Here is a 26,055-nt window from a genome sequence, read left to right on the forward strand (position 1 = left end):
GTCCCTGTATGAACAGACCGGCAAAACTTCTGAGCGTCGGCGCGCTGACGCTGGACACCATCCTGCGTGTCGAGACACTGCCCCCGCATCAGGGCAAATTCATCGCCTCCGACGGCGTCCAGATCGCCTCGGGCATGGCCACCAGTGCTGCCTGCGCCGCGCACCGCTTGGGCGCCGAGGTGTCGCTGTGGGCTAGTGCGGGTGACGATCCCGTCGGCGACCATCTCGTTGCCGCGATCGAAGCCGAAGGTGTCGATTGCGCCTATGTCCGCCGCGTCGGGGCGCTCGCTCGGCGCTGGCCTCGATCCTGGTCGATGCGCATGGCGAGCGCATCATCGTGCCGTTCTATGACAGACTTGCGCAGGCCGATCCCGAAGCCTTGCCGCTCGCCGACCTCATGGCATTCGACGCCGTATTGGTCGATGTCCGCTGGCCGGGTGCGGCAGCACTTGCGCTGAATGCGGCACGCGCCATCGGCCGCCCGGCGATCCTCGATGCCGACACCGCGCCGCTGGAGGTCCTGGAACAGCTGTTGCCGCTCGCCTCGCACATCGTCGCTTCGGAGCCGGCGGCGCGCATTGTCTGCGGCCAGGCGCTCGACCCGGAAACGGCTTGCGCCGATCTCGCCAGCCGCACCGACGCCTTTGTCGCGGTGACTGGCGGCGCGGCGGGGAGTTGGTGGCACGACCGTTCCGCAGGCTGTGTGCGTCATGTCGCGGCGCCGAGGATCAAGGCGGTGGATACGCTCGCCGCCGGCGATGTCTTTCACGGCGCCTTCGCCGTCGGCCTGGCGGAAGCCATGCCCGTCGAGCATGCTTTGCGCTTTGCCAGTGCGGCCGCCGCGCTCAAATGCCTGCGCTTCGGCGGCAGGCTTGGTGCACCGAATAGAGCCGAGACGCTGGCGATGGTTGCGGCGACCTGGCCTGCCTGAAACGAATTTAAGTCTTGGCCGGGTGTTCGACCGCCTGACGGCCAAAATCGGGCACGTCGATGTCCTGGCCGGCCTCGATGATCGAGCGGCGCACGGCGCGGGTGCGGGTGAACAGGTCGAAGAGTTTTTCGCCGTCACCCCAGCGAATCGCGCGTTGCAACGACGCTAGGTCTTCCGAGAACCGCGCCAGCATTTCGAGGATTGCATCCTTGTTGTGCAGGCATACGTCCCGCCACATGGTCGGGTCGGAAGCGGCAAGGCGGGTGAAGTCGCGGAAGCCCGAAGCCGAATACTTGATCACCTCGGACTTGGTTACCGACTGCAGATCATCGGCGGTGCCAACGATATTGTAGGCGATGATGTGCGGCAAATGCGAGACGATGGCCAGCGTCATGTCGTGATGCTGAGGATCCATCGTGTCGATGTTGGCGCCGCAGCGGCGCCAGAATTCCGACAGCCGTTCCAGCGCGTCCGGGTCAGTATCGGGCAGCGGCGTGAAGATACACCAGCGATTGTCGAATAGGTCGGCAAACCCGGCATCGGGGCCGGATTTCTCTGTGCCCGCCAGCGGATGACCGGGAATAAAGTGAACGCCGGCTGGCACATAAGGCTGCATCTGCGCGATGACAGATGCCTTGGTCGAGCCGACATCGGTGAGGATCGCGCCCGGCTTCAATGAAGGCGCAATTTCCTCGGCGACCGTGCCGGACGAGCCGACCGGCACCGAGACGATGACCAGATCGGCATCCCTGACCGCTTCGCTCGCATCGGTGGTGTAGGAATCACCCAGCCCAAGTTCTTTCGCTCGCGCCAGCGTCGCGGCACTGCGGGTCGAGATGGCTACGCGGCCAGCCAGCCCCTCGCGGCGGATGACGCGGGCCAGCGACGAGCCGATCAGGCCGATGCCGACCAGCGCGATCTTTTCAAACATCGGTGATGTCATGGTGTTCTAGCTTTTCAGGAATGTCGTGAGTGCGGCGACAACGCCGCGATTGGCCTCTTCGGTGCCGACGGTCATGCGCAGCGCGTTGGGAAAGCCGTAGCCGGAAACGCGCCGCAATATATAGCCGCGCGCCGTTAGATACTCGTCCGCCGCAGCTGCGGAATGCTTGTTGTCCTCGGGAAAATGAATAAGGACGAAATTGCCGACGCTCGGCGTCACCCGCAGCCCAAGCTTGGTGAACTCCTCGCTCAACCATGCCAGCCAGGTCTCGTTGTGCGCGACGCTGCGCTCGACATGGGCGCGGTCGCGGATCGCCGCGATGCCGGCCTCGATCGCCGTTGCATTGACGTTGAAGGGGCCACGCACGCGGTTGATCGCGTCGACGATATGCATCGGCGCGTACATCCAGCCGATCCGCGCTCCACCAAGGCCGATCTTCGAGAAAGTACGGGTCATCACCACGTTCTCGGCGCTGCCGACCAGCTCGATGCCGGCTTCGTAATCGTTGCGGCGGACATATTCGGCATAGGCGGCGTCGAGCACCAGAAGCACATGCCTTGGCAAACCGGAATGCAGCCGGCGCACCTCCTGGAACGGCACATAGGTGCCGGTCGGGTTGTTGGGATTGGCGAGGAACACGATCTTGGTGCGCGGCGTGATGGCGGCCAGGATGGCGTCGATGTCGGCGCGCTCCTCTTTTTCCTTGATCGTCACCGGAACGGCACCCGCCGACTGGATGTAGATCTTGTAGACCATGAAGGCGTGTTCGGTGATGACAGCCTCGTCGCCGGGCGCCAGATAAGTCTGCGCCAGCAGGCCGAGGATCTCGTCGGAACCGTTCGAGCAGATGATGTTGGCCGGGTTGAGACCGTGCACTTCGGCGATCGCTTCGCGCAGCCGCCTGGCGGTGCCGTCGGGATAGACGTCGAGCTTTCCGGCAATCTCGCGCGCGGCTTCGATCGCTTTTGGCGAGGAACCGAGCGGGTTCTCGTTCGACGAAAGCTTGTAGACCTTGGCGACGCCGGCAGGCGCCGTGCTCTTACCCGGCACATAGGCGTCGATGTCCATGATGCCCGCGCGCGGGGTTGGACGTGCCTTGTCCGGTGTCTGGCTCATGTCGCAAAATCCGTCGAGAACGCTTCCTCAGGGAAGCCGCAGCGGAAATACAAGCCGTGGCCCGCAATGTCGAGAGGTGACCGCCTCCGGACAATGGCTGGCCGTTGACGCCGGCCTGCCGCAGCCCTAGAAGGGGGTACGAACTACCGTGGTGATTTGGCCGGTCGGCTTGCAGCCACGTTAAACAACTTGCTAAAGGGCCGTTTGCATCCTGTAACCGGCTTTGCGACTGCAATGCCGGTTTTTTATTGCCCGCGCCGGCCGGACACCGCATCGGCATCGATTTTCGAAAAGCACGGTGCAGGGATCAAGGTGTGAGATGGATGCAATGGCCGCTCTGCGTGCTCGCAAAACCAACAACGAGGCCGACCAGCCGTCGAGCCCGGTCTTGCGTTTTGGGCCTGACAAGCCGCTCAAGCTCGACGCTGGCACGCTGCTGTCGCCGTTCCAGATCGCCTACCAGACCTATGGCACGCTGAACGACGCCCGCTCCAACGCTATCCTCGTCTGCCATGCCCTGACCGGCGACCAGCACGTCGCCAGCACCAATCCGGTGACCGGCAAGCCGGGTTGGTGGGAAGTGCTGATCGGCCCCGGCAAGATCATCGACACCAGCCGCTTCTTCGTCATCTGCTCCAACGTCATCGGTGGTTGTCTTGGTTCCACCGGCCCGGCCTCGACCAATCCCATCACCGGCAAGCCCTATGGGCTCGACCTGCCGATCATCACCATCCGTGACATGGTGCGCGCGCAGCAGATGCTGATCGACCATTTCGGCATCGAAAAGCTTTTCTGCGTGCTCGGCGGCTCGATGGGTGGCATGCAGGTGCTGGAATGGGCGTCGAGCTATCCGGAGCGCGTCTTCTCGGCGCTGCCGATCGCTACCGGCGCGCGCCATTCCTCGCAGAACATCGCATTCCACGAGGTCGGCCGGCAAGCTGTCATGGCCGATCCGGACTGGCATGGCGGCAAATATTTCGAGCACGGCAAACGCCCGGAAAAAGGCTTGGCGGTGGCGCGCATGGCCGCCCACATCACCTATCTGTCGGAGGCCGCGCTGCACCGGAAATTCGGCCGCAATCTGCAGGATCGCGAAGCGCTGACCTTCGGCTTCGACGCCGACTTTCAGATCGAAAGCTATCTGCGCCACCAGGGCATGACCTTCGTCGATCGCTTCGACGCCAATTCCTACCTCTACATGACCCGGTCGATGGACTATTTCGACCTTGCAGCCGACCATGGCGGCCGGTTGGCCGACGCTTTTGCCGGTACCAAAACCCGCTTCTGCCTGGTGTCCTTCACGTCGGATTGGCTGTTTCCGACCGAGGAGAGCCGCTCGATCGTGCATGCGCTGAACGCCGCCGGCGCCTCGGTGTCCTTCGTCGAGATCGAGACCGATCGCGGCCACGATGCCTTCCTGCTGGACGAGCCGGAACTGTTTGCCGCCATCAACGGCTTCATCGGCTCGGCGGCCCGGGCGAGAGGGCTCAGCGCATGACCCTGGAAAGTTGCGGACTGGTCTGTCCAGGATCATGCTCCACGCAGGAGGCGGCATCATGAGTGTCAACCGCGACCAGCGCGTCGACCTCGAGGTCGTCGCCAATCTCATCCCGCCGCAGTCCCGCGTGCTCGATGTCGGTTCGGGCGACGGCTCGCTGCTCGAATTGCTGCAGGACACCAAGCAGGTCGACGGCCGTGGGTTGGAGCTGTCGCAGCGCGGCGTCAACGAATGCGTGGCGCGCGGCCTCTCGGTCATCCAGGGCGATGCCGACAAGGATCTCGAATTCTATCCCGACAAGGGCTTTGACTTCGTCGTCCTGTCGCAGACGCTGCAGGCCACCCGCAACCCGAAGCTGGTGCTCGACGAACTGCTCAGGATCGGCAACCGCGCCATCGTATCCTTTCCCAATTTCGGCCATTGGCGGGTGCGCCTGTCGCTATTCATCCAGGGTCGCATGCCGGTGACAAAGGACCTGCCCTATTCCTGGTACGACACGCCCAATATCCATTTCTGCACCATCCGCGACTTCGTCAATCTGTGCGACGAACTCGGTGCGACAGTGGAGAAGGCGACGGCACTCGACGCCAACGGCCAGAAGATCGGTCTGTCGATGCCGTGGTGGTTCTGGAATTTCTTCGGCCAGCAGGCGGTGTTCTTGCTGAAGCGGTAGCTTGCGACACGCCGTCGCTTGATCGACAAGGATTGCCTCTATACTGGGACGAGTAGAGTGTAGTCACATGGAAGCTGATAAATGGCCGGCGCAGAGATAAACGAAGAGTCCACAACATATTCGCTCGTCGTGGAAATGGAGAACGCTAGATCCGTCGATTGGGACGAAGTCGGCGTTGGGCTGAACGCGTTGGCGCGTGAGATAGCTGCGGTTTCGTCGATCGGCTTCACCAGACCGGATGTTATCATATCCCACGCCGGTACGGACGACGACGCGGAATCCCTTCACAGCGACATCAAGGGAGAAGCGCCGCAGTTGGCGCAGGTTGCCGACTTGACCTTTGTTGCCTGCCCTGGCGGTCGATATTATGAGCTCAAGAACAATGGCATCCGGAAAGCGGATTCAGATGTAGTTGTCCTGACCGATTCCGACACGGTTGCAGAATCGGGATGGCTCTCAACGATTCTTGAGCCCTTTAAGGATCCCCGCGTTATTTGCGTAAACGGATTTACGCATCTTTTGCATGACGATTTCGCGTCGAGAACGTTTGCGCTGATCTGGTTTTTCCCTTTGGCGCACGGAGACGGACGATTTGCTTCAAAACGGGCGATCAATGCGAACAATGTAGCCCTTCGCCGGAGCGGGTTTGCGGAAAATCCTTTTCCGGAGAACAATGGCTTCAAGGTCTCTTGCACCCTGCTGATGCGTAATCTGCAACGCCAGGGTCACGAGATTCGCAATGTCAACGCACGCGTCTACCACTATGCGCCGCGGGGTTTGCGGTTCTTTGTCTGGCGCGCCTTGGTAACAGGTCGCGATGCCGACCGGAAATTTGTGGACCTTGCCTCGCCCGGCCGCATGCGACGGGTAGCCAAGTCTTTCAGCCGGTGGTTCACCATGTCGTGGCGCACAACACGACGCGTTGTGGGCCATGCTCGGGACACAGGGATGCCGCTTTGGCAAATTCCGTTCTCCCTGATTGTCGGTCAGATATTTTATGGATTGGCATTCTGGGGCCAGTTTAGCTTCGCCACCGGTATGGTAGGTGATAAAATTGAGAAGCTGCCTGACTATGTCGAGCACAGCTAGCCGACGCTCTTCATAAACCAAAATTGAGGCATATCGCTTTGTCGCAATAGAGTTCACGTTTGGCCAAGGACATCCGTGGCCTTGTGCGCATATTCGACGCAGTCGGCGAGCCCCATCGGCCTCCGCTCATGATTGAATTTCCCTTTGGAGGGCAGCCGACAAGCCAGCCTCCCAAGGCAATCTGTCGAAACGCCGAGCACAATACGATTACGTCCGAGGTAATGGAATATATGCTGTCCGCAGCGGCAGGCCGCTTCCGTGGTGATTCGTAAATGCTCTGTTCGGCAATGCTGTTGCAAATGGAGCGCTAATAACGGGAATTCGTTGGCTTGCGCGGGTCGAGTATCGGTAAAGTGGATGACACGGGCAGTTGCTTTTTGTAGCGTCGTATCGACTACGAGATGTCGCGGAAAGGAAGTTCGATCCATTCGACCGTTCCAAGAATCGAAAAGTCCTGGATAGACGCGCAGCTCTGCGCAGGGAAACAGCTGACACGACATGGCCGGGATCATAGATCCGACACCTCTCGTTACCGTCATCACGCCGACCCACAACCGGCGCGAAACGGTGTTGCGCGCCGTGGAAAGCGTGCTTTCCCAAAGCATGCCAAGGCTCGAGCATATTGTCGTTGACGATGGCTCGACCGACGGAACCGAGGCGGCACTTGCCCGCATTCAAGACCCGCGGCTGATTTATGTCGGTGCGAAATGGCGAGGCGCCAATGCCGCCAGGAATGCCGGCATCGAGCGGGCCCGGGCGCCCGTGGTGACATTCCTCGATTCGGACGACGTTTACCTGCCGCACCGGCTTGAACGAACCCTGGCCCGCTTCGACGACAATTCCGCACTTCAGGTATTGATCAGCTCTTTTGTGTCCCTGAAGGGCAATCGCGCCACCAATTGCATCAATCGCGATGCGTTCGTGAGCCCGACGATGCTGGAACGGACGCTGGTCGCACAGACGATCTTCATCGCCGGCTCCGCGATAACCGCTCGCCGCGAGGCCTTGCTGGGCATTGGCGGTTATGACAGCGACATCACCCGGATGCAGGACCGGGAATTGCTGCTGCGGCTAGCGCGCCGTCATGGCGCTCGGTTGTCCGAAGACATCGACTGGACGAAATACAACTCGGAAAACTCCATTTCAGGCCGCCGTGACGGCTATGTCGAAGCCTATGCGAACCTGATGGGCAAACATCCGCATATTGCCGACGCCTACCCGCATATTCCGCCATACATGATCTCGCGGCAGATTATCGCCGATATTCTCAGGGGCCGGATACCTCAAGCATTTGAGGGCTACATGGCCAATCGCTCGTCGAAATCGCTCGGCTACACGCTGCCGGAACTGATGCACGGCTATATTCACGGCCGGCGCTGGCGCCGCGATCTCTACAACGAGTTCCGCGACAAGTTTGGCGCCCGACCGGCCTAATTGCATGTCGCCTAAAAGTGTCCACCGGTTCTAGACTACGACATGCACGACAAGTTCCAGTAAGGCTCACCGGTCGAGTTCCGGAAAATACGGATCGGACAAGAACCGCCTATCCCGTTCGCCCTGCAGACAGTCTATCGGCGTCGCCACGTCGACGGGCATGATTCTCGCCTCGTCCTGATTGCCGCTTACTTCGAGGATCAGCTTGCGCCGGATGGCCGTCGAAAATTCGGCGGCCGCATAAATCGGCAGCACAAAGGAACCGGGCCCGCCGCTCACGCACTGCGCGTAATACTGGTCGAGATGACTGAAGGTGGGTGATGGACTGATCAGGATTGGCAATCCATTGACGACGATGCCCTTTGCGGTCGCCGCATCGCGCGTGGCGGTGACCGGCGGCCCGATATTGTTCGGACCGTCACCGGAAATATCGATGACGCTCCGTTCGCCCTTGAAAGAAGTGTGATCGAAAAGCTCGGTGCCGAAGGCCAGCGCACCGGAAATCGAGGTGCCGCGGAAGCTGCGGAACGGGCGGGCCGCAACCTTGTCGGCAAAGAGGTTGGCGCTCTCCGCGCTGTCGATGATCTGCCAGCCGATGACCGCGTCGTCACGCACCGTGCCGGCCCATTCGAAATAGGTGAGCGCGATCCGGCCGGTGGCGCCGGCGCGAACAGCCTTGATAAAGTCAGGATGTCGCAGCGCCTCGACATAACCGGCGCGCTGCAGGGCGAACTCCTTTTCGTCCATCGACAGCGATATGTCGACTGCAAGCACCAACTCGACGTCGACGGCCGGCGCATCCGGCGGCGAGGCGGCGGCCTGGGCGCAGGCAAGACAGGCAAGCAGGCGCAAAGCATCAAGCATGGCCGTCGCCAGGGTTGTTCCTCTGGACAAGCTTGCGGCGCGATCACGGCAGAATAAAGCTTTGCGCGGAGGAATTCTGGGAAAAGCATCGGACGGCCTTCCCAGGAAAAGCGCATAGCGCCTTCCCCCTAGGATTTGCGTCAAAACAAACGATTGGAGCGGATCGGCGTTTCCGTGAAACGATGAACCGCTCTGAACATGAACATCGGTCTATGCCTTGCGGCGGGCAGCGACTGGCGGCGGTTCGATGGCGCCGGCCCTGACGCGGGCGGGCTTCAGAGCGGGAGCGCCGGTATCCTTGACGATCGTCAACGCGCGCGGAAAGAACTGATTGTTGTGCAGGCCGCGCCCTATGTTGAGGATCGCAGTCCCAGGCAAACGCTTCTCGAGCATGGCCAGCACTCGCCGTAGCGACGGGCCGTCAAATGCATCCAGTGCTTCATCGATGATCACCCATTTCGGCTGCCGCAAGGCGAGTCTGGCGAAGGCCAGCGAGCGCTGTTCGTCATCGCCCAGCTCGTGGTCCCATCGCCCGGCGCGGTCGAGCGACGACGACAGCCATTCAAGACCGACCTCTGCAAGCACCTTCGAAATGTCGGCGTCACTCGCCGGCGCGGGTCCGTTCGGGTGATCAAGCACCTCGCGCAACGTGCCGGTCGGGAAATAAGGGACGCGCGGCACGAATATGAGGGTTTCTGCCGCCGGCAGGCCGATCCGCCCGCTTCCCCATGGCCACAGGCCGGCAATGGCACGAAAGAACAGCGTCTTGCCGGCGCCCGCCTCGCCGATGACCATGACGCGCTCGCCGGGACGGATTTCGACATGCTGGTCCGCGAGCCTCGTGCAGCCCTCCGGCGAGGCCACTTCGAGCTTCTCGAAAGTCAGGTTGCCATTGGCGTTGTCGCCGAACTCGATGCGCCTTTCCGTGTCGTGGAGCACATCGATTTCGTCGAGAGCGATGCGGAAATCGGCGACGCGCATCAGCGTGGCGCGCCAATCGGCGATGCTGCCGATGTTGTTGATGAACCAGCGCAGCGACGAATGGACCTGGTTGAAGGCCCCGACCGCCATCATCAATCCGCCAAAACTGATATCACCTGCGAAGTACACCGGCGAGGCGACCAGGATTGGCGCGACGACGGTGATCCAGCCATAAGAGTCGGTCACCCAGGCTAGATTGATCTGTGCGCTGTAGATGCGCCGCATGGCGCCTAGCACCGTGCCGAGATCGAGTTCGAGCCGCCGCCTGGCATCGGGCTCGCCATGGTACAACGCAATGGCATCGACATTTTCGTTGACGCGCACCATCGAGGAGCGCAGCTCGGCTTCACGTGTGTAGCGGTCGCTGTTCAGGCTGATGAGCGGGCGTCCAACCAGCCAGCTCAGCCAGGAGGCGGTGCCGGCATAAAGAATGGCGGCCCAGACCATGTAGCCCGGTATGGCCAGTGCGGTTCCGCCGATGTGGAACACGAAGCCTGAGGACAGCTCCCACAGCACGCCGACGAAGGACACGAGCAGGATGCATGACTGCAGCAGCCCGACACCGAGGTCGGTCGACAGGTCCGAGAGGTGCGCCGCATCCTGCTGCATGCGCTGGTCGGGATTGACGCCGATGGCACCGGCATTGGCCAGCCGGAAGGCGCGCGCGGGCCGCGTCCACTGGTCGATCAGATCCAGCGTCAGCGCCTCGCGCAGCTTCAGCCGGATCATCTGGTTGAGCCAGGTCTGGCCGATATTGAGCACCAGAAGTCCACCGGCTATTGCCGCAAAGACGAGAAGCTGGTGCAGGAAGGCCGCCATGTCGCGCCGCGCGAGCGCGTCGTAGAAAGGCTGATTCCAGCGGTTGAGCAGAACCTGGCCGATCGACGTTGCGATGATCACGGCCATCATGCCGACCGCTGTCCAGAGCAACCATTTGCGAACCGGCGATGCCGCCAGCGCCCTCCTGATCGTCGCCACCTGGTCGCTCAGGCTGCTGGCTTCGACCGCCACCACAACCGGCTGGACGATGGCGGCATAGTCCGGTTGATCAGCCATGTCCGAGGTCCTTGCGTTCAGTGCTGAAACCGGTTGGAGAGACTTGCAGGCATCCGTCGTCCAAATGGACTGCCAGGTGCGCTGTCACTCCACTTGCGACAGATAGGCAGGGAACCGACGCCAGGCACTCTTGCCCCGATCACGAAGCCGTCACCCGCGCAACCGATGACTTGGTATCCCCGACCTCGTTGCGACGGCCAAGCCGGGTGGCGCCATGCGGCGACAGCACGGGCACGAAGACGCGGCGCGAGGCGCGCTGGGCGACCGGCACGCCTTGATAGAGCCGCTTCTGCGCCTCGACGACGATGACCCCGGAAAAGATCGGCCACAGCCGCCGGCCGGCGCGTTCGAGCACATTGTGGAACTGCATCATGAAGCGCCGCCGCGATGGCGGGAAGAAAAGCGCATCGGACCAGGACGCGGGCGTGAAATTCGCCTCGCGCAGCAATTCGGTGAGCTGTCCACGCGAAAAAGGCCGGCCATTGCCGAACGGCGTGTGCTCGAAGCGCGCCCAGACGCCGCGCCGATTCGGGACGACGATGACCACCCGACCCGCCGGCGACAGCACACGCCAGATCTCGTTCAGCGTCTCACGCGGGTTCTCGACATGTTCGAGCGAATGGACGAGCAGCATGCGGTCGATGCAGGAATCGACCAGCGGCAGTTCCTCGTCGAAGACCAGCGCCGTCGCCGTCGGCCCCGTCGCCGGCCAGACTACGGCGCCCTGCGTTGCCGGCATGAAGGCGAAGACCCGCTCGGCATCGGTGCCGAAGCGCTCCAGCCAAGGCAAGGTGTAGCCGAGACCGACCAGCCGCTCGTTGGGCACGGCTGCCCATATCGACGACAACGCCATGGTGATCGAACGCTCGGCGAACTGGCCGAGTGTTGTCGAATAGAAGGAGCGAAGATCGACGATGTCGGAATGCATGGCAGGGATGTAGCCGTGATGTCGTCGGGTTTCAATAAATGCATCGATAACCGGGATGACAGCGGCCCGCTAGCGCCCTATGTCTGCGGCGATAATGGAGAGATGCGATGCCGGTCGAAATCGAACAGTTCATGTGCCGCAGCGACAATTTCGGCATTCTGGTGCACGACCCCAAAAGCGGCCAAACCGCGATCATCGACGCGCCCGAGGAAGCGCCCATCCTGGCCGCGCTCAAACGTACCGGCTGGACGCCGACAATGATCCTGACCACGCATCACCATGTCGACCATGTCGAGGCCAATTTGGCGCTGAAGGAGCGCTTCAAGCTGCGCATCGTCGGCCCGGAAGCGGAAAAGGCCAAGATCCCAGGCATCGACGAAACGGTCGAAGACGGCTCGGTTCTCCATCTTGGCGATGAAAAGATCGAGGTGATCGCCACGCCCGGCCACACTGCCGGCCACGTCTCCTACTATTTGCCTGGATCGAAAGTGGCGTTCACCGCCGACACGCTGTTTGCGCTGGGGTGCGGACGGCTGTTCGAATGCAAGCCGCCGGTCATGTACGATTCGCTGAAGAAGCTGGCGGCACTTCCGGCTGAAACGGTCATCTATTGCGGCCACGAATACACGCTCTCCAACGCCCGTTTCGCGCTGACCGTCGATCCGACCAACTCGGCGCTGAGAGAACGCGCTGCCAAGATCGAGGCGTTGCGCGCCGCCGACAAGCCCACGCTGCCGACGACGATCGGCGAGGAGCTGTCGACCAATCCCTTCCTGCGCTGGCACGATCCTTCTGTCCGCAAGCATCTTGGACTGGAGAAAGCTTCGGACGCCGAGGTCTTTGCCGAAATCCGCAAGCGCAAGGACAATTTCTAGAGTCCGGTGATATCGTCGAAGCCATGACCAGCTCCGCCGAAATCATCGCGACGCTCGGCCTGAAGCCGCATCCGGAAGGCGGCTGGTACGCCGAGACCTTTCGCGATGACGCTGGCGGCGCGCGCGGCCATTCGACCGCTATATATTTCCTGCTGGAACGGCATCAGGTGTCTGCCTGGCACCGGGTCAAGGACGCCGCCGAGGTCTGGCATTTTCATGCCGGTGCCCCGCTGGCGCTGTCGATGTGGGAACAAAGCAGCGCCGTTATCGAGCAGGTGCTTGGCATCGATCTCCCAGCCGGTGAGCGGCCGCAGATCGTCGTCCCCGCGGGCTGGTGGCAATCGGCGCGTAGCCTGGGCGAATGGACGCTGGTCGGCTGCACCGTCGCACCGGGCTTTGAGTTTGCGGCGTTTGAGCTGGCCGAGCCGGGCTGGCAACCGAAACAATCCTAACTCAATTCAATAAGAAGCCTAGCGTGATCGCGAGTTGGGCTGCGTAATAGAGTAACCAGACGGCAAAGCGCATCCAGCTGCGGTGCGGCGAGATGGCGGCCACCAGGAATTTCTCCGCGGCGAGCATCCCGTCCGACGCCATGAACAACACGGCGCCGCCGAGAATCCAGACGCTGCTTGTCGTCAGCGCCGAAACACCCATCGCGAGGATCGCAGCGACATAGACGGCGATAGGGACACGAAGGCCGGGGCCGACGCGCCGCCACAGCGCCGCCAGCATGACGATCGCAAACACCAGCATGGCCAGCGCGATCGCCCCACGCCACGATTCGGCGCCCAGCAACTCCAAGCCGCCGCCGCTGCGCAGGAACAGCACGGCATAGACAATGTGGGCGACAAGAAAACTGGCGAGCCCGCCGAGAAACGCCTTTTCGCCGTCGCGCGACAGAAAGGCGTCGCCAACAGCGCTGAGCGCAAGGGCTGCGACCAGCAGCAACGGGCCGCCTTGCAGCGCCGCCAGCACGGCAAGCATCGCCACGGCAAGCGTCTTTGCCGCCGAGCGGGCGAGCGTCGGCGGCATCCCGAGCGTGAAGGCATAGATCACCGCAGCAGCCAGCGAAAAGATCAGCGTCGCGTTGGCATTGGCGTCAATGCCGCCCGGGAAGGGCATCGTCATGCCCGGGCTCCGCCTTCGGATGCCCCGGCTCCGCTTGCGGATGCCCGCGCTCCACTCTCGGTCACGGCGGGCTTGCGCAGAAACAGTGACTTTGCCGCCAGAGCCGCGCCGCCGGTGATAAGCACGCAGGCGGCAAGAATGCGCAGTGACGGCTCGGCGGCGCCGGCTGCGATCAGCACCAGCGTCGACAGCAGTGGCGCGGCATAGCTTGCAGCACCCAGCACCTGGATGTTGCCGCGCTTGACGCCTATGTCCCAGGCATAGAAGGCAGCGCCGACCGGCATCAGGCCAAGGCCGACCACGGCCAGCCACTGGCCGGCGCCGTCAGGCAGAACCGTTTGTTCCAGGGTCAAATGGCAGGCGAGCGACAGCACCGCGGTCGCGGCGCAGAACCAGGTGACGATGCTGCTCGGCACCGACGGGAAGCGCCGCGACAACAACGAATAGGACGACCACATCACAGCGCAAACGGCGGCCATGGCATAGCCGTAAGCATAGCGGGCGTCGAAGGCGATGCCGGCGCCCTTGGTGACGATCAGCATGGTGCCGGCAAGGCCGAGCAGCGCGCCGACGACGTGGTTCCATGCCAGGCGCTCGCCCGGCATCAGCGCCGAACCAAGCACGATCAGCAACGGCCACAGATAGGCGATCAGGCTCGCTTCCACCGCCGGTGCATTGCGCAGCGCGGTGAAGTAGAAGAAGTGGTAGCCGAACAGGCCGGCAATGCCGATCAGCCAGACCTGCAGTGGTATTTTCTGGCTCTTGTCGGGCGCCGGCATGAACAGCCGCGCGATGAGCCCGACCCCGGTGCCGATCGAGAAGGTGATCGCCGACAGCAGGAATGGCGGCACCTGGCCCGATCCATCGGTAAGCAGCGCCAGCAACGCCCACATGGCGACCGCCGAAAAGCCAATCAGTGTTGCGCGCCCCATTCCGCCTCCAGTGGCGCGCGTATGGCGCCTGCCCTACTGTACTGCCTCGAAACGCCTGGCGCTGATGGTCAAGGTGCCGATCTGCGTGCCCACCGTGGCGCGGATCGGCGCATATACGCCGGTTTGGCCGAGCGGTGCAAACGTCACCATCATGCGGCTGCGGTTCTTAAGATAATTCAGCGCCTTGCGGCCCTTGCGATAGCCCGCCACCGGCTCGAAACCCATTCGGCAGGTGATGGTGTCGCCCTTATAACCCGGCACCGAGATCGTCCCCTTCGAAGCGTAGGTTAGTGACAGATCGGCACGCATCTCGCCGTCATAGAACTTCACCGTGCGGCCGCAGACCTGGTCGAGACTGTCGGCATGGATCACCGTCGCGGCCATCGGATCGAGCACCGAGACCAAATCGCCGGCACCGATAGGCACCCAGCTCTTGGGGTCGCGCTTGCCCGGCGCCGGAACGACCTGCGTCGAGGTGACCGCGCCATCTGCAAAGCGGATATCGACCGTCGATGCCTTCTTTCCAGAGGTGTAATCGGCACGGAACGCCTGCGGCACCATCTTCTTGCCAGAAATCGTGCCTTTCGACGAGATCGTGCCGCGCGTGTCGTCGAACAGCTTGGCCAGACCCGCGGCGGTGACGCTTCCTTCGATCGCATAGGCGCCGTTCTCATAGCGGCTGGAAAACGTTGATTTTGCTATCGAAAGGCCTAGAAACGAGACCGTGTACTCTCCCTTGAATGACTGTGGCGAGGCAGTGGACGCGGCGGATGGCAAGGCAATCGCAAGCAGGGCAGCAAGGGCAAGAGACAAACGAAGCATGACGGGATCCGGTCCTTGATTTTCGGCCGGAGGCGGGCAACTCCGGTCTGGCATGTCCCTATGAGACCGCTTATAGGATGAATTCCGGCCTTAATATGAAATGCCGGGCGCATCCGTGGGGAACCCGGAGCTTGACGCCTCGGCGAAATGCAACTATGGAACGCCAACTTTTCCATAAGGCCGCCTGACCAGAACCGCGCGCCACCCGGCGCGGGCTTGAATGTTTGGCAGACCCGAGAACTGAAGGTTAGAATCATGTCCCGCACCTGCGAACTCACTGCCAAGGCAGTCATGTCCGGCAACAATGTGAGCCACGCCAACAACAAGACCAAGCGTCGCTTCCTGCCGAATCTCGTCAACGTGACGCTGATTTCAGAAGCGCTGAACCAGAATGTGCGCCTGCGCATTTCGGCCAACGCGCTGCGTTCGGTCGAACATCGCGGCGGTCTCGACGCCTTCCTGGCCAAGGCCGACGTCAAGGAATTGTCGCAGCGTGCGCGTCTGTTGAAGAAGCAGATCGCCAAGAAGATCGCCGAGCAGGTCGCCGCCTGATATCGTTCAAAGGCGGGGGACGACCGCCCTGGCCAACCTCTTGTTGGCCTGAACATCGGATCGAGCCCGCAAGGTTTCGGCAACCCGATGCTCAAATACGAGCGAGCGTGATCCGGTTTCGGCATGCGCTCCGCTGGTTCCATTACCCAGGATAAAAAAATGACTTCCTTCTCGCGATACCTGCCATTCGTGGCCGCCATGGCATTTGTAGTCGTGGCTTCGAACATTCTCGTGCAGTTCCCGATGCAGGGCCAGGTCGGCGGCCTCTCACTGGCCGACCTTTTGACCTGGGGTGCCTTCACCTACCCGTTCTCCTTCCTGGTCACCGACCTCGCCAATCGCCGCTATGGGCCAACCGTGGCGCGCAGGATCGTCTTTGTCGGCTTCATGACGGCAGTGGTCTGCTCGATCCTCGTCCCGCCTTTCCTGTTCCGTCACGGCCTGATCGAGTTCGAGACCGCCGCCGACCGGCTGGTGCGGATCGCGGCGGCGTCCGGCGCGGCGTTCCTTGCCGCGCAATTGCTCGACGTGACCGTCTTCAACCGGCTGCGCCGGCAGAGCTGGTGGCGCGCGCCAATCGTCGGCACGCTGGTCGGATCCGTGTTCGATACCGCCGTCTTCTTCACCGTCGCGTTCTCGGCCGCGTTTGCCTTCGCTGGTCCGAACGACAGCTTTGCGCTCGAAACAGCACCGCTGATGGGCGTCTTCCATGTCGACGCCATGCGCTGGATTTCGTGGGCGCTCGGCGATCTCAGTGTGAAGCTGATCATCGCCGTTGTGGCATTGATCCCCTACCGGCTGCTCGCTGCCCGCTGGAGCCAGCCGGCAGTCGCGGCTTAAACCATGATCCCGAAAAGTGGGACGGGGTTTTCGGAAAAGATCATGGTCGGACAAAGATCATGATTCCCTGGGTCCAGCTCGATTCGGCGAAGACCCCGGATGGTGCGCAGGAACTTCGCCTCAAGCGGCGCGGTTCCGAATTCTCGATCATGCTCGGCACCAACGAGCTGATGAACAGCCGACTCAGCGGGTCCGAGGAGGCGCTGGCAAAACTATCCTGCCAGCGGATTGCCGGCCATCGGCGGCCAAGGGTCCTGATCGGTGGGCTTGGCATGGGCTTTACGCTGCGCGCCGCACTCGCAGAACTCGGCAATGATGCCAGCATTGTCGTCGCGGAGCTGGTGCCGGCGGTCGTCGCCTGGGCACGCGGCCCGATGACCGAAATCTTTGGCGGCTGTCTTGACGATCCGCGTGTCATTATCCACGGGACTGATGTCGGGCAGCTGATACAGTCGGGCCCCGCGGCTTGGGACGCCATCCTGCTCGACGTCGACAACGGCCCGAAAGGCATTGTCCACAAATCCAATGATGCGCTTTACAGCCTGCAGGGCCTCGGCGCTGCTCGCGCCGCCCTCAAGCCGGGCGGAGTGCTGGCGGTGTGGTCGCAAGGCCCCGACAGCGGCTTCACGCGGCGGCTGAAGCAGGCCGGCTTCGCGGTCGAGGAGGTCAACACACGCGCTAACGGCAAGCGTGGCGCGCGCCATGTTATCTGGATAGCCACCAATGGCTCACGAACCTGACCGGACGCTGTCATAGCTCTATTGATCGCAGGTCGGTGCGCGCTCAATCCTGGTGGAGAATAAATTCCAGGTAGAGGTTGCGCTGCAGGATCGAGTGGTTGTCGTCGGAAATCAGCGACACCATCAGCGCACCATCGTCGCGGGTCCAGACGTCGAGCCCTTCCATATTGTCGATCTGGTAGCCCATGTCGGCTTCCAGCAGCACCGGCCCGTCGGCGACCGCACCCTTTTCGACGCTCTCGCCATAAATGCGTCGCAGCCGCATTTTGACGCCCCTGGCCATCGAAAAGCTGCGCTCCAGAAGCAAGAGGTCGCCATCCGGCAGGAAGGCGCCGTCGGTGATATCGAAGTCGCCGTTGCGCTTGACGGTGAAGACGCCCTTATGCGGCCCTTCGATGATGGCGGCATAGATGTTGCCGGCCTTGTCGAGGCTCTTCTCGGAGACCACGACCAGACCGCCCTCATGCTGGCCGTTGGCATTGGCGTGGGTGACGGTTTCGAAGCCTCGATTCTGGCGCAGTTCCCCGGCCGGCACCACGAAATCCAGCTGCTTGAACGGCGCCTTCATGTCGGCCGGATCGATCTTGAACTGTGCGACGCGGTGGTTGCGCTCGAAGCCGACGGTGGCAACGCCGTCCTTGACCGCGAGGCCTTCTGCATCGACCTCCCACTTCTTGTCGATTGGCCGACCGGTTTCGTCGACCATCTGCTGCATGCGGAAATTCTGGATGCCGGACGGCCGCTTGTCGGCGTCGCGGACCACCGTGCCGAAGAACCAGAACCCGGTGTCGGCGACGCCGATGAAATCGCCGCCGGCTTTCAGGAATCGGAACGCCGACAGCGCACCGAAATCGCGACTTGGCGAGGTCGTCTCCAGCCCGCCGACGAATTCGAGCGGACCGAACTGCTTGTCGGCGCCGCCAATGTGGAATTCGGCGATTGACCTGGCCGAGACTTCGACCGGTTCGACCGAACTTGAGCCGAGCGAACCGGCTGCTGCCGAAGCCACGCCGGAAAGCAGGGCGATGGCGGCGAAAATCGTCTGCTGAAAGCCGCCGCGCCTAGAGATCATCCGGCGCGCCGCATGCCGCCACGCCGCGTATCCTTCGCGCTCTCCTCGGCGAACAGCGAAGCCAGCTGCTCGGTCATGGCGCCGGCCAGTTCCTCGGCATCGACGATGGTGACGGCGCGGCGATAATAGCGCGTGACGTCGTGGCCGATGCCGATGGCCAGCAGCTCGACCGGCGAGCGCGTCTCGATCAGCTCGATGACGGCGCGCAGATGGCGCTCGAGATAATTGCCAGGATTGACCGACAACGTCGAATCGTCGACCGGCGCGCCGTCCGAGATCATCATCAGAATCTTGCGCTGCTCCGGGCGGGCGATCAGCCGGTTGTGCGCCCACAGCAGCGCCTCGCCGTCGATGTTTTCCTTGAGCAGGCCCTCGCGCATCATCAGGCCGAGATTGCGCCGTGCCCGTCGCCATGGATGGTCGGCGGATTTGTAAATGATGTGGCGCAGATCGTTGAGCCGGCCGGGGTTCGGCGGCTTGCCGTCCTTCAGCCACTTCTCGCGCGCCTGCCCGCCCTTCCAGGCTCGGGTGGTGAAGCCGAGGATCTCGACCGAGACGCCGCAACGTTCCAGCGTGCGCGCCAATATGTCGGCGCAGGTGGCTGCGACCGTGATCGGCCGGCCGCGCATGGAGCCCGAATTGTCGAGCACCAGCGTCACCACCGTGTCGCGGAATTTGGTGTCGCGCTCCTGCTTGAAGGACAGCGGCTGCATCGGGTCGATAACGACACGCACCAGCCGCGCCGGATCGAGGTAACCCTCTTCCAGGTCGAAATCCCAGGAGCGGTTCTGCTGCGCCATCAGCCGGCGCTGCAGCCGGTTGGCCAGGCGGCCGACGACGCCAGACAGATTGGCAAGCTGCTTGTCGAGGAAGGCGCGCAGTCGGTCGAGCTCTTCTTCTTCGCAAAGTTCCTCGGCACCGACCGTCTCATCGAAAGCGGTGGTGAAGACCTTGTAGTCGATTTCCTTCGGCAGATTGGTGAAGGGGTTGTCGTTGCGGCGCGCCTCGCCGGGCGTCTCGGCGTCCGCATCGTCATCGTCGGACAGATCGTCGGCGGTGGCATCGGACGCTTCCGTCTCGGCCGATTGCTCGTCATCGGCCGAAGCCTCGGCATCCTCGGACTGCGACTGCTCGGAGCCCGAATCCTCTTCGCCGCCCTCCTCGCTTTGCTCGTCGCCTTGCGGCTGGTTGTCGTCATTGTCCTCGGAGTCTTCCGTCTCCTGCTCGTCGCCGAGTTCCTCGGCCATTTCCATGGAGGCGAGCATCTCGCGCACGACGCGGGCGAAAGCCTGCTGGTCGCCGAGCTTGGCGGAAAGTCCCTCGAGATCCGCCTTGGCCTTTTCCTCGACCCAGGGCCGCCAGAGTTCGACCAGCCGCTGGCCGCTCTTCGGGATCGGCCGACCGGTCAGCTTCTCGCGCACCATGAGCGCAAGTGCTTCCTCGATCGGCGCGTCGGCCTTGTCCCTCACGTCGACGAGATTGGCCTTGGCGTATTTGTCTTCCAGCATCGAGCCGATATTGTCGGCGACGCCTTGCATGGCACGTGAGCCGATCGCCTCGACACGAGCCTGCTCGACAGCGTCATAGATGGCGCGGGCCGCCTTGCCATCCGGCGCCAGCTTAGTGTGGATGCGCACATCGTGGCAGGCACGCTTCAGCGCCATCGAATCGCCGAGGCCGCGGGTGATCGCGATGTCGGTCTTCGAAGCCTTCTTCGGCAGTTCGGGCAGGCGCGCGCGGCTGCCGGCGAGTGCCGGCCTATCCTTGGCGAAACCGACTTCAAGCTCCTTGTCGCCGGCAATGGCGCGCATGCAGACGGTGACGGCGCGCTTGAAGCTGTCGGCTTCAGACCCCGTCTTCGATTTGTTGCGCGTGTTGTCGCCCGGACCCGCCATCGAGACTCTGCTTTAGCCCAGCACCACGTTCGCGGCGCTCTCGGGCAGATCCTCCCCAAAAGCACGTTGATAGAACTCGGCCACCAACGAACGCTCCAGCTCGTCGCATTTGTTGAGAAAGGTCAGGCGGAACGCCATGCCGATATTGCCGAAGATCTCGGCATTTTCGGCCCAGGTGATCACGGTGCGTGGGCTCATCACTGTCGACAGATCGCCATTGATGAACGCCGAGCGCGTCATGTCGGCGACGCGCACCATCTTGTTGACGATTTCCTTGCCCTTGCCGTCGCGATAGTGCTTGGCCTTGGCCAGCACGATGGCAACCTCATTGTCGTGCGGCAGGTAGTTCAGCGTGGTGACGATCGACCAGCGGTCCATCTGCGCCTGGTTGATCTGCTGGGTGCCGTGATAGAGGCCGGTGGTGTCGCCGAGGCCGACCGTGTTGGCGGTCGAGAACAGCCGGAACGCCGGATGCGGACGGATGACCCGGCTCTGATCGAGCAGCGTCAGCCGGCCCGACGATTCCAGCACGCGCTGGATGACGAACATCACGTCCGGACGGCCGGCGTCATATTCGTCAAAGCATAGCGCGACATTGTGCTGGTAGGCCCAGGGTAGGATGCCGTCGCGGAATTCCGTGATCTGCAGCCCGTCCTTGACGACGATCGCGTCCTTGCCGACGAGATCGATACGGCTGACATGGCTGTCGAGGTTCACGCGCACGCAGGGCCAGTTGAGGCGGGCGGCGACCTGTTCGATATGGGTCGACTTGCCGGTGCCGTGATAGCCCGACACCATGACTCGGCGGTTATAGGCAAAGCCCGCCAGGATCGCCATCGTCGTGTTCTTGTCGAAGAGATAGTCCGGGTCGATGTCGGGCACATGCTCTGATGTCACCGAATAGGCCGGCACCACCATCTTGGACTCGAAACCGAATTTCTCCTTCACCGACACCGTCGTGTCGGGCAGGTTGGCGATGTCGCGATCGACCTTGTTCATATCTCTCAACGTCTCCACGGGCGAAAAGCCTGATTTCGCCGGCAATCGATTTTGTCCGGGGGCGGTCTTAGAGCCTTTTCCAACCTTATGAAAGTTGGAAAACGACGCGAACCGTATGGTCGCTCAGCACAGGCCCGCCTGTTTGAGCACGCGATAGGCCTGCAGCACATCGCGGAACCGGTCTTCCGAACCTCTGTCGCCACCATTCGCATCCGGATGGTGGAGTTTCACCAGTTCCTTATAGCGCGCCTTGATTTCCTTGCCAGTCGCCTTTGTATCAAGGCCAAGCGTTTCCAGCGCCTTGGCCTCAAGCGGCTTGGCCTTGCGCTCGCGCGCCTCGCGCGGATCCTTCGGCCCCTTGAACAGGTCGAAGGGGTCGCGCATGCGATTGTAGTAGCCGGCGCGGCCGGAACGCATCTGCGCCATATCGGGCGACGACCGCGTCGAGGCACCGTTGGCGCCCATCTTCCAGGTCGGCCGATGGCCGGTCATCGCTTCCTTCTGGAAACGCGCGACCTCGGTGTCCGGCACGCCGGAGAAATAGTTGAAGCCCTTGTTGTATTCGCGCACATGGTCGAAGCAGAAGCGGAAATACTCGCCTTCCTTCATCCGCCCGACCGGCGCGCGATGTGTGCCCGCCTCCTTGCAGCCGTCCCACTGGCAGATCGGCGAGTGCGACTTCAGCTCCGCGTCCTTGTCGGGGCGGACGCGAATCTTCTCGAAATATTTGGGGTACGGCTTCATCTTACCCATTTATGGGGCGTTCGCAGATGCGAAACAAGAATTGACATTTTCGCGATGATCGCCCTAACCGCTGAATCGCGGCATAAAACAGGCGAATGGCGGATTTTGTTGAGCGGCAGCGGCTTTTGCGCAGACCGATTCCGGTTTTTGCGGGCAGATATGCCGGCCATATGTGGTGAAGGAATACGGCGATGTCCATACAGACGACCATGGAAGACAAGCTCAACAAGGCGTTTTCGCCGGACCGGCTGGTCATCATCAACGAGAGCCATCTCCATGCCGGCCACCATCACCACGGCTCCGACCATCATGGCGCCTATGACGGCACAGGAGAGACGCATTTTCGCGTGCGCGTCGTCTCATCCGCCTTTGCCGGCATGAGCCGCATCGACCGCCATCGCGCCGTCAATGAACTGCTTGCCGACGAGTTGAAGGCCGGCGTGCATGCGCTGGCGATCGAACCGGCGGCGCCCGGCGAAAAGACCCGCTGGTAGCTCGGTTCCGCCGCCCGCTTTTCGCCGCGCTCAGAGCCCACCTCGAACAGAAACGGTCCGGGTTGAGATAGCGCGCTGTCCAGCAATGCGCCGAGCCGTTCGCACGTGGTCTGATCCAGTAGCTAGAGCAATCCCAGGAAAAGTGCGAAGCGGTTTTCCGTCCGGCATTGCGTTAAAACAAAGAGTTAGAGCGGTTTGCCGTTTCCGTGAAACGGTAAAAAGCTCTGACGCACGAGCCTCGATCAGCCGACCGTCGATTTCAGGAATGCCAGCGCGGCCGCGGTCAGCGCGTCGCCGTCCTCGCCGAAATCGCGATTGATCGACATGTGCGTATAGGCGCTGCCGTCGAACAGGGTGACCTCGGTGCCGGTGGCGCGCAGGCGTTCGGCAAAAGTCTTCGAGGCTTCGCCACGGCCTGGCGCTCGCGAATAGGCGATGAAGGTCGGCGGATGCTTGCGGCCGTCGACGTAGCTGGCCGGTGAAAGTGCGGCCCATTGCGAGGGGTCGGAAAAGACCCGAGCATAGGCCCGGACCATGCCGCCATTCCTGGCGAGCGCTGCAAGATCGTAGGCACGGGTGTCATCGAGAAGCAAGGCAGCGACGTCCGGCAACCCGCCGCGCATGCCGCTCAGTGCAATCAGATGACAGCCGGCCGAATGACCCATGCCCACAATGCGCTTGGGGTCGCCGCCATGCTGGGCGATGTTGGCTCTGATATAGGCATAGGCCATTTCGACGTCACCGGCCTGGGTGGCGACATCGGCCTCAGGCAACATCCGGTAATCGATGGAGACGAAGCAGAAGCCATTGGCCAGCAGGAAAGCCGGCTTGGCGTTGACCTGGCTGCGTTTGCCGAATTGCCAGGTGCCGCCGTGGGCGAAGAACACGACCGGCAGGCCGGTTGCATCATCAGGCGCATAGATATCGAGCTTGGCTGGCCCGTAGTCGAAAGTTTTTGGCGCCGGTTGGCGCAAGCGCCACACGGCCGATGCTCCCGACGGCAGCATCGCCGCCACGGAAGCCAGAATGAAGCTTCGTCGATCGATCATCGTGGTCTCCCGACCATGTCGACCAAGAGTGCCAGCGGGCGGCACAAGCGTCCAGTTGAGTATGGCACATGGATCCGGTTCGGCGATCGACCATCGATCCGAACCGCGAATGGGCTCTCAACCTTTTTGGACGCTCATCCGCTGTAGAGGAGACCAGATCGATCAGGCTCATCGAACCCGTATCGGGCCACAGGTCACGCCACGTCAAATGCACTACGCTCACGGTTCAGTTCACGAAATCAATTTTTGTCCTTGACGCCTCAGTCGACCATCACCACCCTAAGTTGTTGGATACGCATTCCAATCACATCGGGTGCTGTTCCGCGCCGATGCCAGGCGCACGTTCTCTCCTTCATGTGATGGGAACCACAACGCACTCCGATAGTTGAATAGATTGAGGAACCATCCGGCAGCCAGAACGGCTTTGAGGGCGGAATATCATGCGCGAGAATCAGTCCGACGTCTTCGACCTGTTTTCGGAGATTTATGCGAACGAGGGCCAGGAGGAAATCAGTCTCCAGCAGTACCTACTTGCCTGCCGGGAGGACAAATCGATGTATGCCTCGGCGCCTGAACGGATGGTCGAGGCAATCGGCGAGCCTAACCTGATCGACACCAGCAAGGACGAGCGACTAGGCCGCATTTTCTCGAACCGCACCGTCAAGATCTATCCATCCTTCTCCGACTTCTACGGCATGGAGGATACGATCGAGCGCATTGCCGGATATTTCCGCTATGCCTCCCAGGGACTCGAGGAGCGCAAACAGATCCTCTACCTCCTCGGCCCTGTCGGCGGCGGCAAATCCTCTCTGGCCGAACGGCTGAAGAGACTGATGGAGGAACGCCCGATCTACACGCTGAAGGCCGGCAACCAGGTCAGTCCGGTTTTCGAATCGCCACTCGGCCTTTTCAATCCCGATCGCATGGGCGACCTGCTGGAAGATAAATACGGGATAGCCCGGCGCCGTCTAAACGGGCTCATCTCACCCTGGGCGGCCAAGCGACTTGACGAATTGTCCGGCGACATTTCGAAATTCAGCGTGGTCAAGTTGAAGCCTTCGCGGCTGCGCCAGGTCGCCATCGCCAAGACGGAGCCTGGCGACGAGAACAATCAGGATGTCTCGGCCCTGGTCGGCAAAGTCGATATCAGGCAACTGGAAAATTTCAGCCAGTCCGATCCGGACGCCTATTCATACAGTGGTGGACTGAACCGAACCACCCAGGGCCTGCTCGAGTTCGTCGAAATGTTCAAGGCGCCCATCAAGGTCCTGCATCCGCTGCTGACCGCGACCCAGGAGGGCAGCTACAACGGTACCGAGAATTTCGGTGCCTTCCCCTATCAAGGCATCATCGTGGCCCATTCCAACGAGTCGGAATGGCAGCAGTTCAAGAACAACAAGAACAACGAGGCTTTCCTCGATCGCATCCTCGTGGTCAAGGTGCCGTATTGTCTGCGGATAACTGAAGAGAAACATATCTACGAAAAGCTGCTGCGGGAGAGCGAATTGGCCAACAGTTCCTGTGCCCCCGAGGTGCTGGACATTCTCAGCCGATTTACCGTCTCGACCCGCTTGGCCAAGCACGACAATTCGCCGCTCTACACCAAGATGCGCGCCTATGACGGCGAGAACCTCAAGGAAATCGACCCCAAGGCGAAACCGGTTCAGGAATATCGCGATGCCGCCGGCGTCGACGAGGGCATGGCCGGCGTCAGCACGCGTTTTGCCTTCAAGATCCTGTCGCAGACCTTCAACTATGACACCGAGGAGGTGGCTGCCGACCCCGTACATCTCATGTACATCCTCGAGGAGGCAATCAAACGCGAACAGTTTCCGAAGGAGACGGAAGCGGACTACCTGGAATTCATCAAGTCCGAGCTGGCGGCGCGGTATGCCGAGTTTATCGGCCACGAAATCCAGAAGGCCTATCTGGAATCGTACAGCGAGTACGGCCAGAACCTTTTCGATCGCTACATCGCCTATGCCGATGCCTGGATCGAGGATCAGGACTATAAGGATCCCGACACCGGTCAAATCCTCAATCGCGAGGTTCTGGACAATGAACTGTCGCAGGTCGAAAAACCGGCCGGCATCGCCAATCCCAAGGACTTCCGCAACGAGGTGGTGAAGTTCACATTGCGCGCCCGTGCAAGAAACCATGGCCGCAACCCGGCTTGGACAAGTTACGAAAAGCTGCGGGAAGTCATCGAGAAGCGCATGTTCGGCCAGGTCGAAGACCTTCTGCCGGTGATCAGCTTCGGCTCCAAGCAAGATAGCGTCACTGAAAAGCGGCACAATGAATTCGTGCAGCGCATGGTCGAGCGCGGCTACACCCAGCGGCAGGTGCGTCGCCTTGTGGACTGGTACATGCGGGTGAACAGGGCGGGTTGAGAGAGCCCGG

At 61.9% G+C, this 26,055-nt stretch carries 25 protein-coding genes, 1 pseudogene and 1 riboswitch; of the genes and pseudogenes, 12 read left to right on the forward strand and 14 right to left on the reverse strand.

Features of this window, described 5'->3' with window-relative positions:
• Positions 1–8 precede the first annotated feature (8 nt).
• Positions 9–931 (forward strand): annotated as a pseudogene (locus NKJ90_RS16435) (sugar kinase).
• Between the two features lie 7 nt (positions 932–938).
• Here the strand turns inward: NKJ90_RS16435 and NKJ90_RS16440 are convergent.
• Positions 939–1,874 carry a prephenate/arogenate dehydrogenase family protein gene (locus NKJ90_RS16440; RefSeq protein ID WP_023757243.1) on the reverse strand — a complete coding sequence of 312 codons (936 nt, stop codon included), beginning with the start codon at positions 1,872–1,874 and terminating at the stop codon, positions 939–941.
• Between the two features lie 6 nt (positions 1,875–1,880).
• The gene (gene hisC, locus NKJ90_RS16445) at positions 1,881–2,990 is read right to left on the reverse strand and encodes a histidinol-phosphate transaminase (RefSeq protein ID WP_023757244.1); all 1,110 of its coding nucleotides are present in this window, start codon (positions 2,988–2,990) and stop codon (positions 1,881–1,883) included.
• A 138-nt stretch (positions 2,991–3,128) separates the two neighbouring features.
• Positions 3,129–3,206, forward strand: a riboswitch (SAM riboswitch).
• 112 nt (positions 3,207–3,318) lie between these two features.
• Here hisC and metX point away from each other — a divergent pair.
• The 3 genes from metX to NKJ90_RS16460 all read left to right on the forward strand — a co-directional run bounded on the left by metX (position 3,319) and on the right by NKJ90_RS16460 (position 6,250).
• Positions 3,319–4,488 (forward strand): homoserine O-acetyltransferase MetX, encoded by a 1,170-nt coding sequence (metX, locus tag NKJ90_RS16450; protein ID WP_031259577.1) that lies wholly within the window; start codon positions 3,319–3,321, stop codon positions 4,486–4,488.
• A gap of 58 nt (positions 4,489–4,546) precedes the next feature.
• Positions 4,547–5,161, forward strand: coding sequence for a methionine biosynthesis protein MetW (metW, locus tag NKJ90_RS16455; RefSeq protein WP_023757246.1), 615 nt, complete (start codon positions 4,547–4,549; stop codon positions 5,159–5,161).
• A gap of 81 nt (positions 5,162–5,242) precedes the next feature.
• Positions 5,243–6,250 carry a glycosyltransferase gene (locus NKJ90_RS16460; protein ID WP_245266408.1) on the forward strand — a complete coding sequence of 336 codons (1,008 nt, stop codon included), beginning with the start codon at positions 5,243–5,245 and terminating at the stop codon, positions 6,248–6,250.
• Positions 6,251–6,303: 53 nt separating this feature from the next.
• Here the strand turns inward: NKJ90_RS16460 and NKJ90_RS16465 are convergent, their stop codons facing one another.
• Positions 6,304–6,678, reverse strand: coding sequence for a hypothetical protein (locus tag NKJ90_RS16465; RefSeq protein WP_156938474.1), 375 nt, complete (start codon positions 6,676–6,678; stop codon positions 6,304–6,306).
• 70 nt (positions 6,679–6,748) lie between these two features.
• On the opposite strand from NKJ90_RS16465, the gene NKJ90_RS16470 reads away from it, so the two are divergent.
• Positions 6,749–7,684, forward strand: coding sequence for a glycosyltransferase family 2 protein (locus tag NKJ90_RS16470; RefSeq protein WP_023757249.1), 936 nt, complete (start codon positions 6,749–6,751; stop codon positions 7,682–7,684).
• Positions 7,685–7,750: 66 nt separating this feature from the next.
• Here NKJ90_RS16470 and NKJ90_RS16475 read toward each other — a convergent pair whose 3' ends face one another.
• The 3 genes from NKJ90_RS16475 to NKJ90_RS16485 form a co-directional block, all read right to left on the reverse strand.
• A complete protein-coding gene (locus NKJ90_RS16475; RefSeq protein WP_023757250.1) occupies positions 7,751–8,548 on the reverse strand; it encodes a DUF1194 domain-containing protein in 798 nt (265 codons plus the stop codon).
• A gap of 210 nt (positions 8,549–8,758) precedes the next feature.
• The gene (locus NKJ90_RS16480; protein WP_023757251.1) at positions 8,759–10,585 is read right to left on the reverse strand and encodes an ABC transporter ATP-binding protein/permease; all 1,827 of its coding nucleotides are present in this window, start codon (positions 10,583–10,585) and stop codon (positions 8,759–8,761) included.
• Between the two features lie 139 nt (positions 10,586–10,724).
• Complete coding sequence (locus tag NKJ90_RS16485) at positions 10,725–11,513, reverse strand: class I SAM-dependent methyltransferase (RefSeq protein WP_023757252.1); 789 nt, start codon at positions 11,511–11,513, stop codon at positions 10,725–10,727.
• A gap of 107 nt (positions 11,514–11,620) precedes the next feature.
• Here NKJ90_RS16485 and gloB point away from each other — a divergent pair, with 107 nt between their 5' ends.
• The gene (gloB, locus tag NKJ90_RS16490) at positions 11,621–12,388 is read left to right on the forward strand and encodes a hydroxyacylglutathione hydrolase (RefSeq protein ID WP_023757253.1); all 768 of its coding nucleotides are present in this window, start codon (positions 11,621–11,623) and stop codon (positions 12,386–12,388) included.
• 23 nt (positions 12,389–12,411) lie between these two features.
• Positions 12,412–12,840 carry a cupin domain-containing protein gene (locus NKJ90_RS16495; RefSeq protein WP_023757254.1) on the forward strand — a complete coding sequence of 143 codons (429 nt, stop codon included), beginning with the start codon at positions 12,412–12,414 and terminating at the stop codon, positions 12,838–12,840.
• Between the two features lies 1 nt (position 12,841).
• Here the strand turns inward: NKJ90_RS16495 and NKJ90_RS16500 are convergent, their stop codons facing one another.
• From NKJ90_RS16500 to NKJ90_RS16510, 3 genes are read right to left on the reverse strand one after another with little or no spacing between them, the layout of a single operon-like run.
• The gene (locus NKJ90_RS16500) at positions 12,842–13,516 is read right to left on the reverse strand and encodes a lysoplasmalogenase (RefSeq protein ID WP_023757255.1); all 675 of its coding nucleotides are present in this window, start codon (positions 13,514–13,516) and stop codon (positions 12,842–12,844) included.
• Entirely contained in the window at positions 13,513–14,448 is a 936-nt protein-coding gene (gene yddG, locus NKJ90_RS16505; protein WP_023757256.1) for an aromatic amino acid exporter YddG, read from the reverse strand. Before yddG ends, NKJ90_RS16500 begins: the two co-directional genes overlap by 4 nt.
• Before the next feature lie 33 nt (positions 14,449–14,481).
• The gene (locus tag NKJ90_RS16510; RefSeq protein ID WP_023757257.1) at positions 14,482–15,270 is read right to left on the reverse strand and encodes a DUF3108 domain-containing protein; all 789 of its coding nucleotides are present in this window, start codon (positions 15,268–15,270) and stop codon (positions 14,482–14,484) included.
• Positions 15,271–15,525: 255 nt separating this feature from the next.
• On the opposite strand from NKJ90_RS16510, the gene rpmB reads away from it, so the two are divergent.
• The 3 genes from rpmB to NKJ90_RS16525 all read left to right on the forward strand — a co-directional run bounded on the left by rpmB (position 15,526) and on the right by NKJ90_RS16525 (position 17,402).
• Complete coding sequence (rpmB, locus tag NKJ90_RS16515; RefSeq protein ID WP_023757258.1) at positions 15,526–15,822, forward strand: 50S ribosomal protein L28; 297 nt, start codon at positions 15,526–15,528, stop codon at positions 15,820–15,822.
• Positions 15,823–15,981: 159 nt separating this feature from the next.
• Positions 15,982–16,662 carry a queuosine precursor transporter gene (locus NKJ90_RS16520; protein ID WP_023757259.1) on the forward strand — a complete coding sequence of 227 codons (681 nt, stop codon included), beginning with the start codon at positions 15,982–15,984 and terminating at the stop codon, positions 16,660–16,662.
• Between the two features lie 59 nt (positions 16,663–16,721).
• On the forward strand, positions 16,722–17,402 hold the full coding sequence (locus NKJ90_RS16525; protein ID WP_352486363.1) for a spermidine synthase family protein: 681 nt from the start codon (positions 16,722–16,724) through the stop codon (positions 17,400–17,402).
• 43 nt (positions 17,403–17,445) lie between these two features.
• On the opposite strand, the gene NKJ90_RS16530 is transcribed toward NKJ90_RS16525, so the two are convergent.
• The 4 genes from NKJ90_RS16530 to NKJ90_RS16545 form a co-directional block, all read right to left on the reverse strand.
• Entirely contained in the window at positions 17,446–18,474 is a 1,029-nt protein-coding gene (locus NKJ90_RS16530; RefSeq protein ID WP_023757261.1) for an esterase-like activity of phytase family protein, read from the reverse strand.
• On the reverse strand, positions 18,471–20,369 hold the full coding sequence (gene cobT / locus NKJ90_RS16535) for a cobaltochelatase subunit CobT (RefSeq protein WP_023757262.1): 1,899 nt from the start codon (positions 20,367–20,369) through the stop codon (positions 18,471–18,473). The genes NKJ90_RS16530 and cobT overlap by 4 nt, the downstream gene beginning before the upstream one ends.
• 12 nt (positions 20,370–20,381) lie before the next feature.
• Positions 20,382–21,368, reverse strand: a complete 987-nt coding sequence (gene cobS / locus NKJ90_RS16540) for a cobaltochelatase subunit CobS (RefSeq protein ID WP_023757263.1) — start codon at positions 21,366–21,368, stop codon at positions 20,382–20,384.
• 123 nt (positions 21,369–21,491) lie between these two features.
• Positions 21,492–22,121, reverse strand: a complete 630-nt coding sequence (locus NKJ90_RS16545) for a J domain-containing protein (protein WP_032906956.1) — start codon at positions 22,119–22,121, stop codon at positions 21,492–21,494.
• 182 nt (positions 22,122–22,303) lie between these two features.
• Here NKJ90_RS16545 and NKJ90_RS16550 point away from each other — a divergent pair, with 182 nt between their 5' ends.
• Positions 22,304–22,606 carry a BolA family protein gene (locus tag NKJ90_RS16550; protein ID WP_023757265.1) on the forward strand — a complete coding sequence of 101 codons (303 nt, stop codon included), beginning with the start codon at positions 22,304–22,306 and terminating at the stop codon, positions 22,604–22,606.
• A 242-nt stretch (positions 22,607–22,848) separates the two neighbouring features.
• Here the strand turns inward: NKJ90_RS16550 and NKJ90_RS16555 are convergent, their stop codons facing one another.
• Entirely contained in the window at positions 22,849–23,655 is an 807-nt protein-coding gene (locus tag NKJ90_RS16555) for an alpha/beta hydrolase (protein ID WP_023757266.1), read from the reverse strand.
• 440 nt (positions 23,656–24,095) lie between these two features.
• Here NKJ90_RS16555 and NKJ90_RS16560 point away from each other — a divergent pair, with 440 nt between their 5' ends.
• Positions 24,096–26,045, forward strand: coding sequence for a PrkA family serine protein kinase (locus NKJ90_RS16560; RefSeq protein ID WP_023757267.1), 1,950 nt, complete (start codon positions 24,096–24,098; stop codon positions 26,043–26,045).
• Positions 26,046–26,055: the final 10 nt, after the last annotated feature.

The sequence above is a fragment of the Mesorhizobium sp. M0051 genome, from assembly GCF_040323235.1.
Classification (GTDB): domain Bacteria; phylum Pseudomonadota; class Alphaproteobacteria; order Rhizobiales; family Rhizobiaceae; genus Mesorhizobium.

Coding starts and splice junctions, on each gene's coding strand:
- NKJ90_RS16520 (WP_023757259.1), top strand. CDS start 15,982: ATGACTTCCTTCTCGCGATACCTGCCATTCGTGGCCGCCATGGCATTT.
- NKJ90_RS16510 (WP_023757257.1), bottom strand. CDS start 15,270: ATGCTTCGTTTGTCTCTTGCCCTTGCTGCCCTGCTTGCGATTGCCTTG.
- NKJ90_RS16525 (WP_352486363.1), top strand. CDS start 16,722: ATGATTCCCTGGGTCCAGCTCGATTCGGCGAAGACCCCGGATGGTGCG.
- NKJ90_RS16440 (WP_023757243.1), bottom strand. CDS start 1,874: ATGACATCACCGATGTTTGAAAAGATCGCGCTGGTCGGCATCGGCCTG.
- NKJ90_RS16545 (WP_032906956.1), bottom strand. CDS start 22,121: ATGGGTAAGATGAAGCCGTACCCCAAATATTTCGAGAAGATTCGCGTC.
- metX (WP_031259577.1), top strand. CDS start 3,319: ATGGCCGCTCTGCGTGCTCGCAAAACCAACAACGAGGCCGACCAGCCG.
- gloB (WP_023757253.1), top strand. CDS start 11,621: ATGCCGGTCGAAATCGAACAGTTCATGTGCCGCAGCGACAATTTCGGC.
- NKJ90_RS16460 (WP_245266408.1), top strand. CDS start 5,243: ATGGCCGGCGCAGAGATAAACGAAGAGTCCACAACATATTCGCTCGTC.
- NKJ90_RS16465 (WP_156938474.1), bottom strand. CDS start 6,678: ATGGATCGAACTTCCTTTCCGCGACATCTCGTAGTCGATACGACGCTA.
- NKJ90_RS16480 (WP_023757251.1), bottom strand. CDS start 10,585: ATGGCTGATCAACCGGACTATGCCGCCATCGTCCAGCCGGTTGTGGTG.
- NKJ90_RS16555 (WP_023757266.1), bottom strand. CDS start 23,655: ATGATCGATCGACGAAGCTTCATTCTGGCTTCCGTGGCGGCGATGCTG.
- metW (WP_023757246.1), top strand. CDS start 4,547: ATGAGTGTCAACCGCGACCAGCGCGTCGACCTCGAGGTCGTCGCCAAT.
- cobT (WP_023757262.1), bottom strand. CDS start 20,369: ATGGCGGGTCCGGGCGACAACACGCGCAACAAATCGAAGACGGGGTCT.
- NKJ90_RS16560 (WP_023757267.1), top strand. CDS start 24,096: ATGCGCGAGAATCAGTCCGACGTCTTCGACCTGTTTTCGGAGATTTAT.
- NKJ90_RS16485 (WP_023757252.1), bottom strand. CDS start 11,513: ATGCATTCCGACATCGTCGATCTTCGCTCCTTCTATTCGACAACACTC.
- yddG (WP_023757256.1), bottom strand. CDS start 14,448: ATGGGGCGCGCAACACTGATTGGCTTTTCGGCGGTCGCCATGTGGGCG.
- NKJ90_RS16530 (WP_023757261.1), bottom strand. CDS start 18,474: ATGATCTCTAGGCGCGGCGGCTTTCAGCAGACGATTTTCGCCGCCATC.
- NKJ90_RS16550 (WP_023757265.1), top strand. CDS start 22,304: ATGTCCATACAGACGACCATGGAAGACAAGCTCAACAAGGCGTTTTCG.
- NKJ90_RS16475 (WP_023757250.1), bottom strand. CDS start 8,548: ATGCTTGATGCTTTGCGCCTGCTTGCCTGTCTTGCCTGCGCCCAGGCC.
- NKJ90_RS16500 (WP_023757255.1), bottom strand. CDS start 13,516: ATGACGATGCCCTTCCCGGGCGGCATTGACGCCAATGCCAACGCGACG.
- cobS (WP_023757263.1), bottom strand. CDS start 21,368: ATGAACAAGGTCGATCGCGACATCGCCAACCTGCCCGACACGACGGTG.
- NKJ90_RS16495 (WP_023757254.1), top strand. CDS start 12,412: ATGACCAGCTCCGCCGAAATCATCGCGACGCTCGGCCTGAAGCCGCAT.
- rpmB (WP_023757258.1), top strand. CDS start 15,526: ATGTCCCGCACCTGCGAACTCACTGCCAAGGCAGTCATGTCCGGCAAC.
- NKJ90_RS16470 (WP_023757249.1), top strand. CDS start 6,749: ATGGCCGGGATCATAGATCCGACACCTCTCGTTACCGTCATCACGCCG.
- hisC (WP_023757244.1), bottom strand. CDS start 2,990: ATGAGCCAGACACCGGACAAGGCACGTCCAACCCCGCGCGCGGGCATC.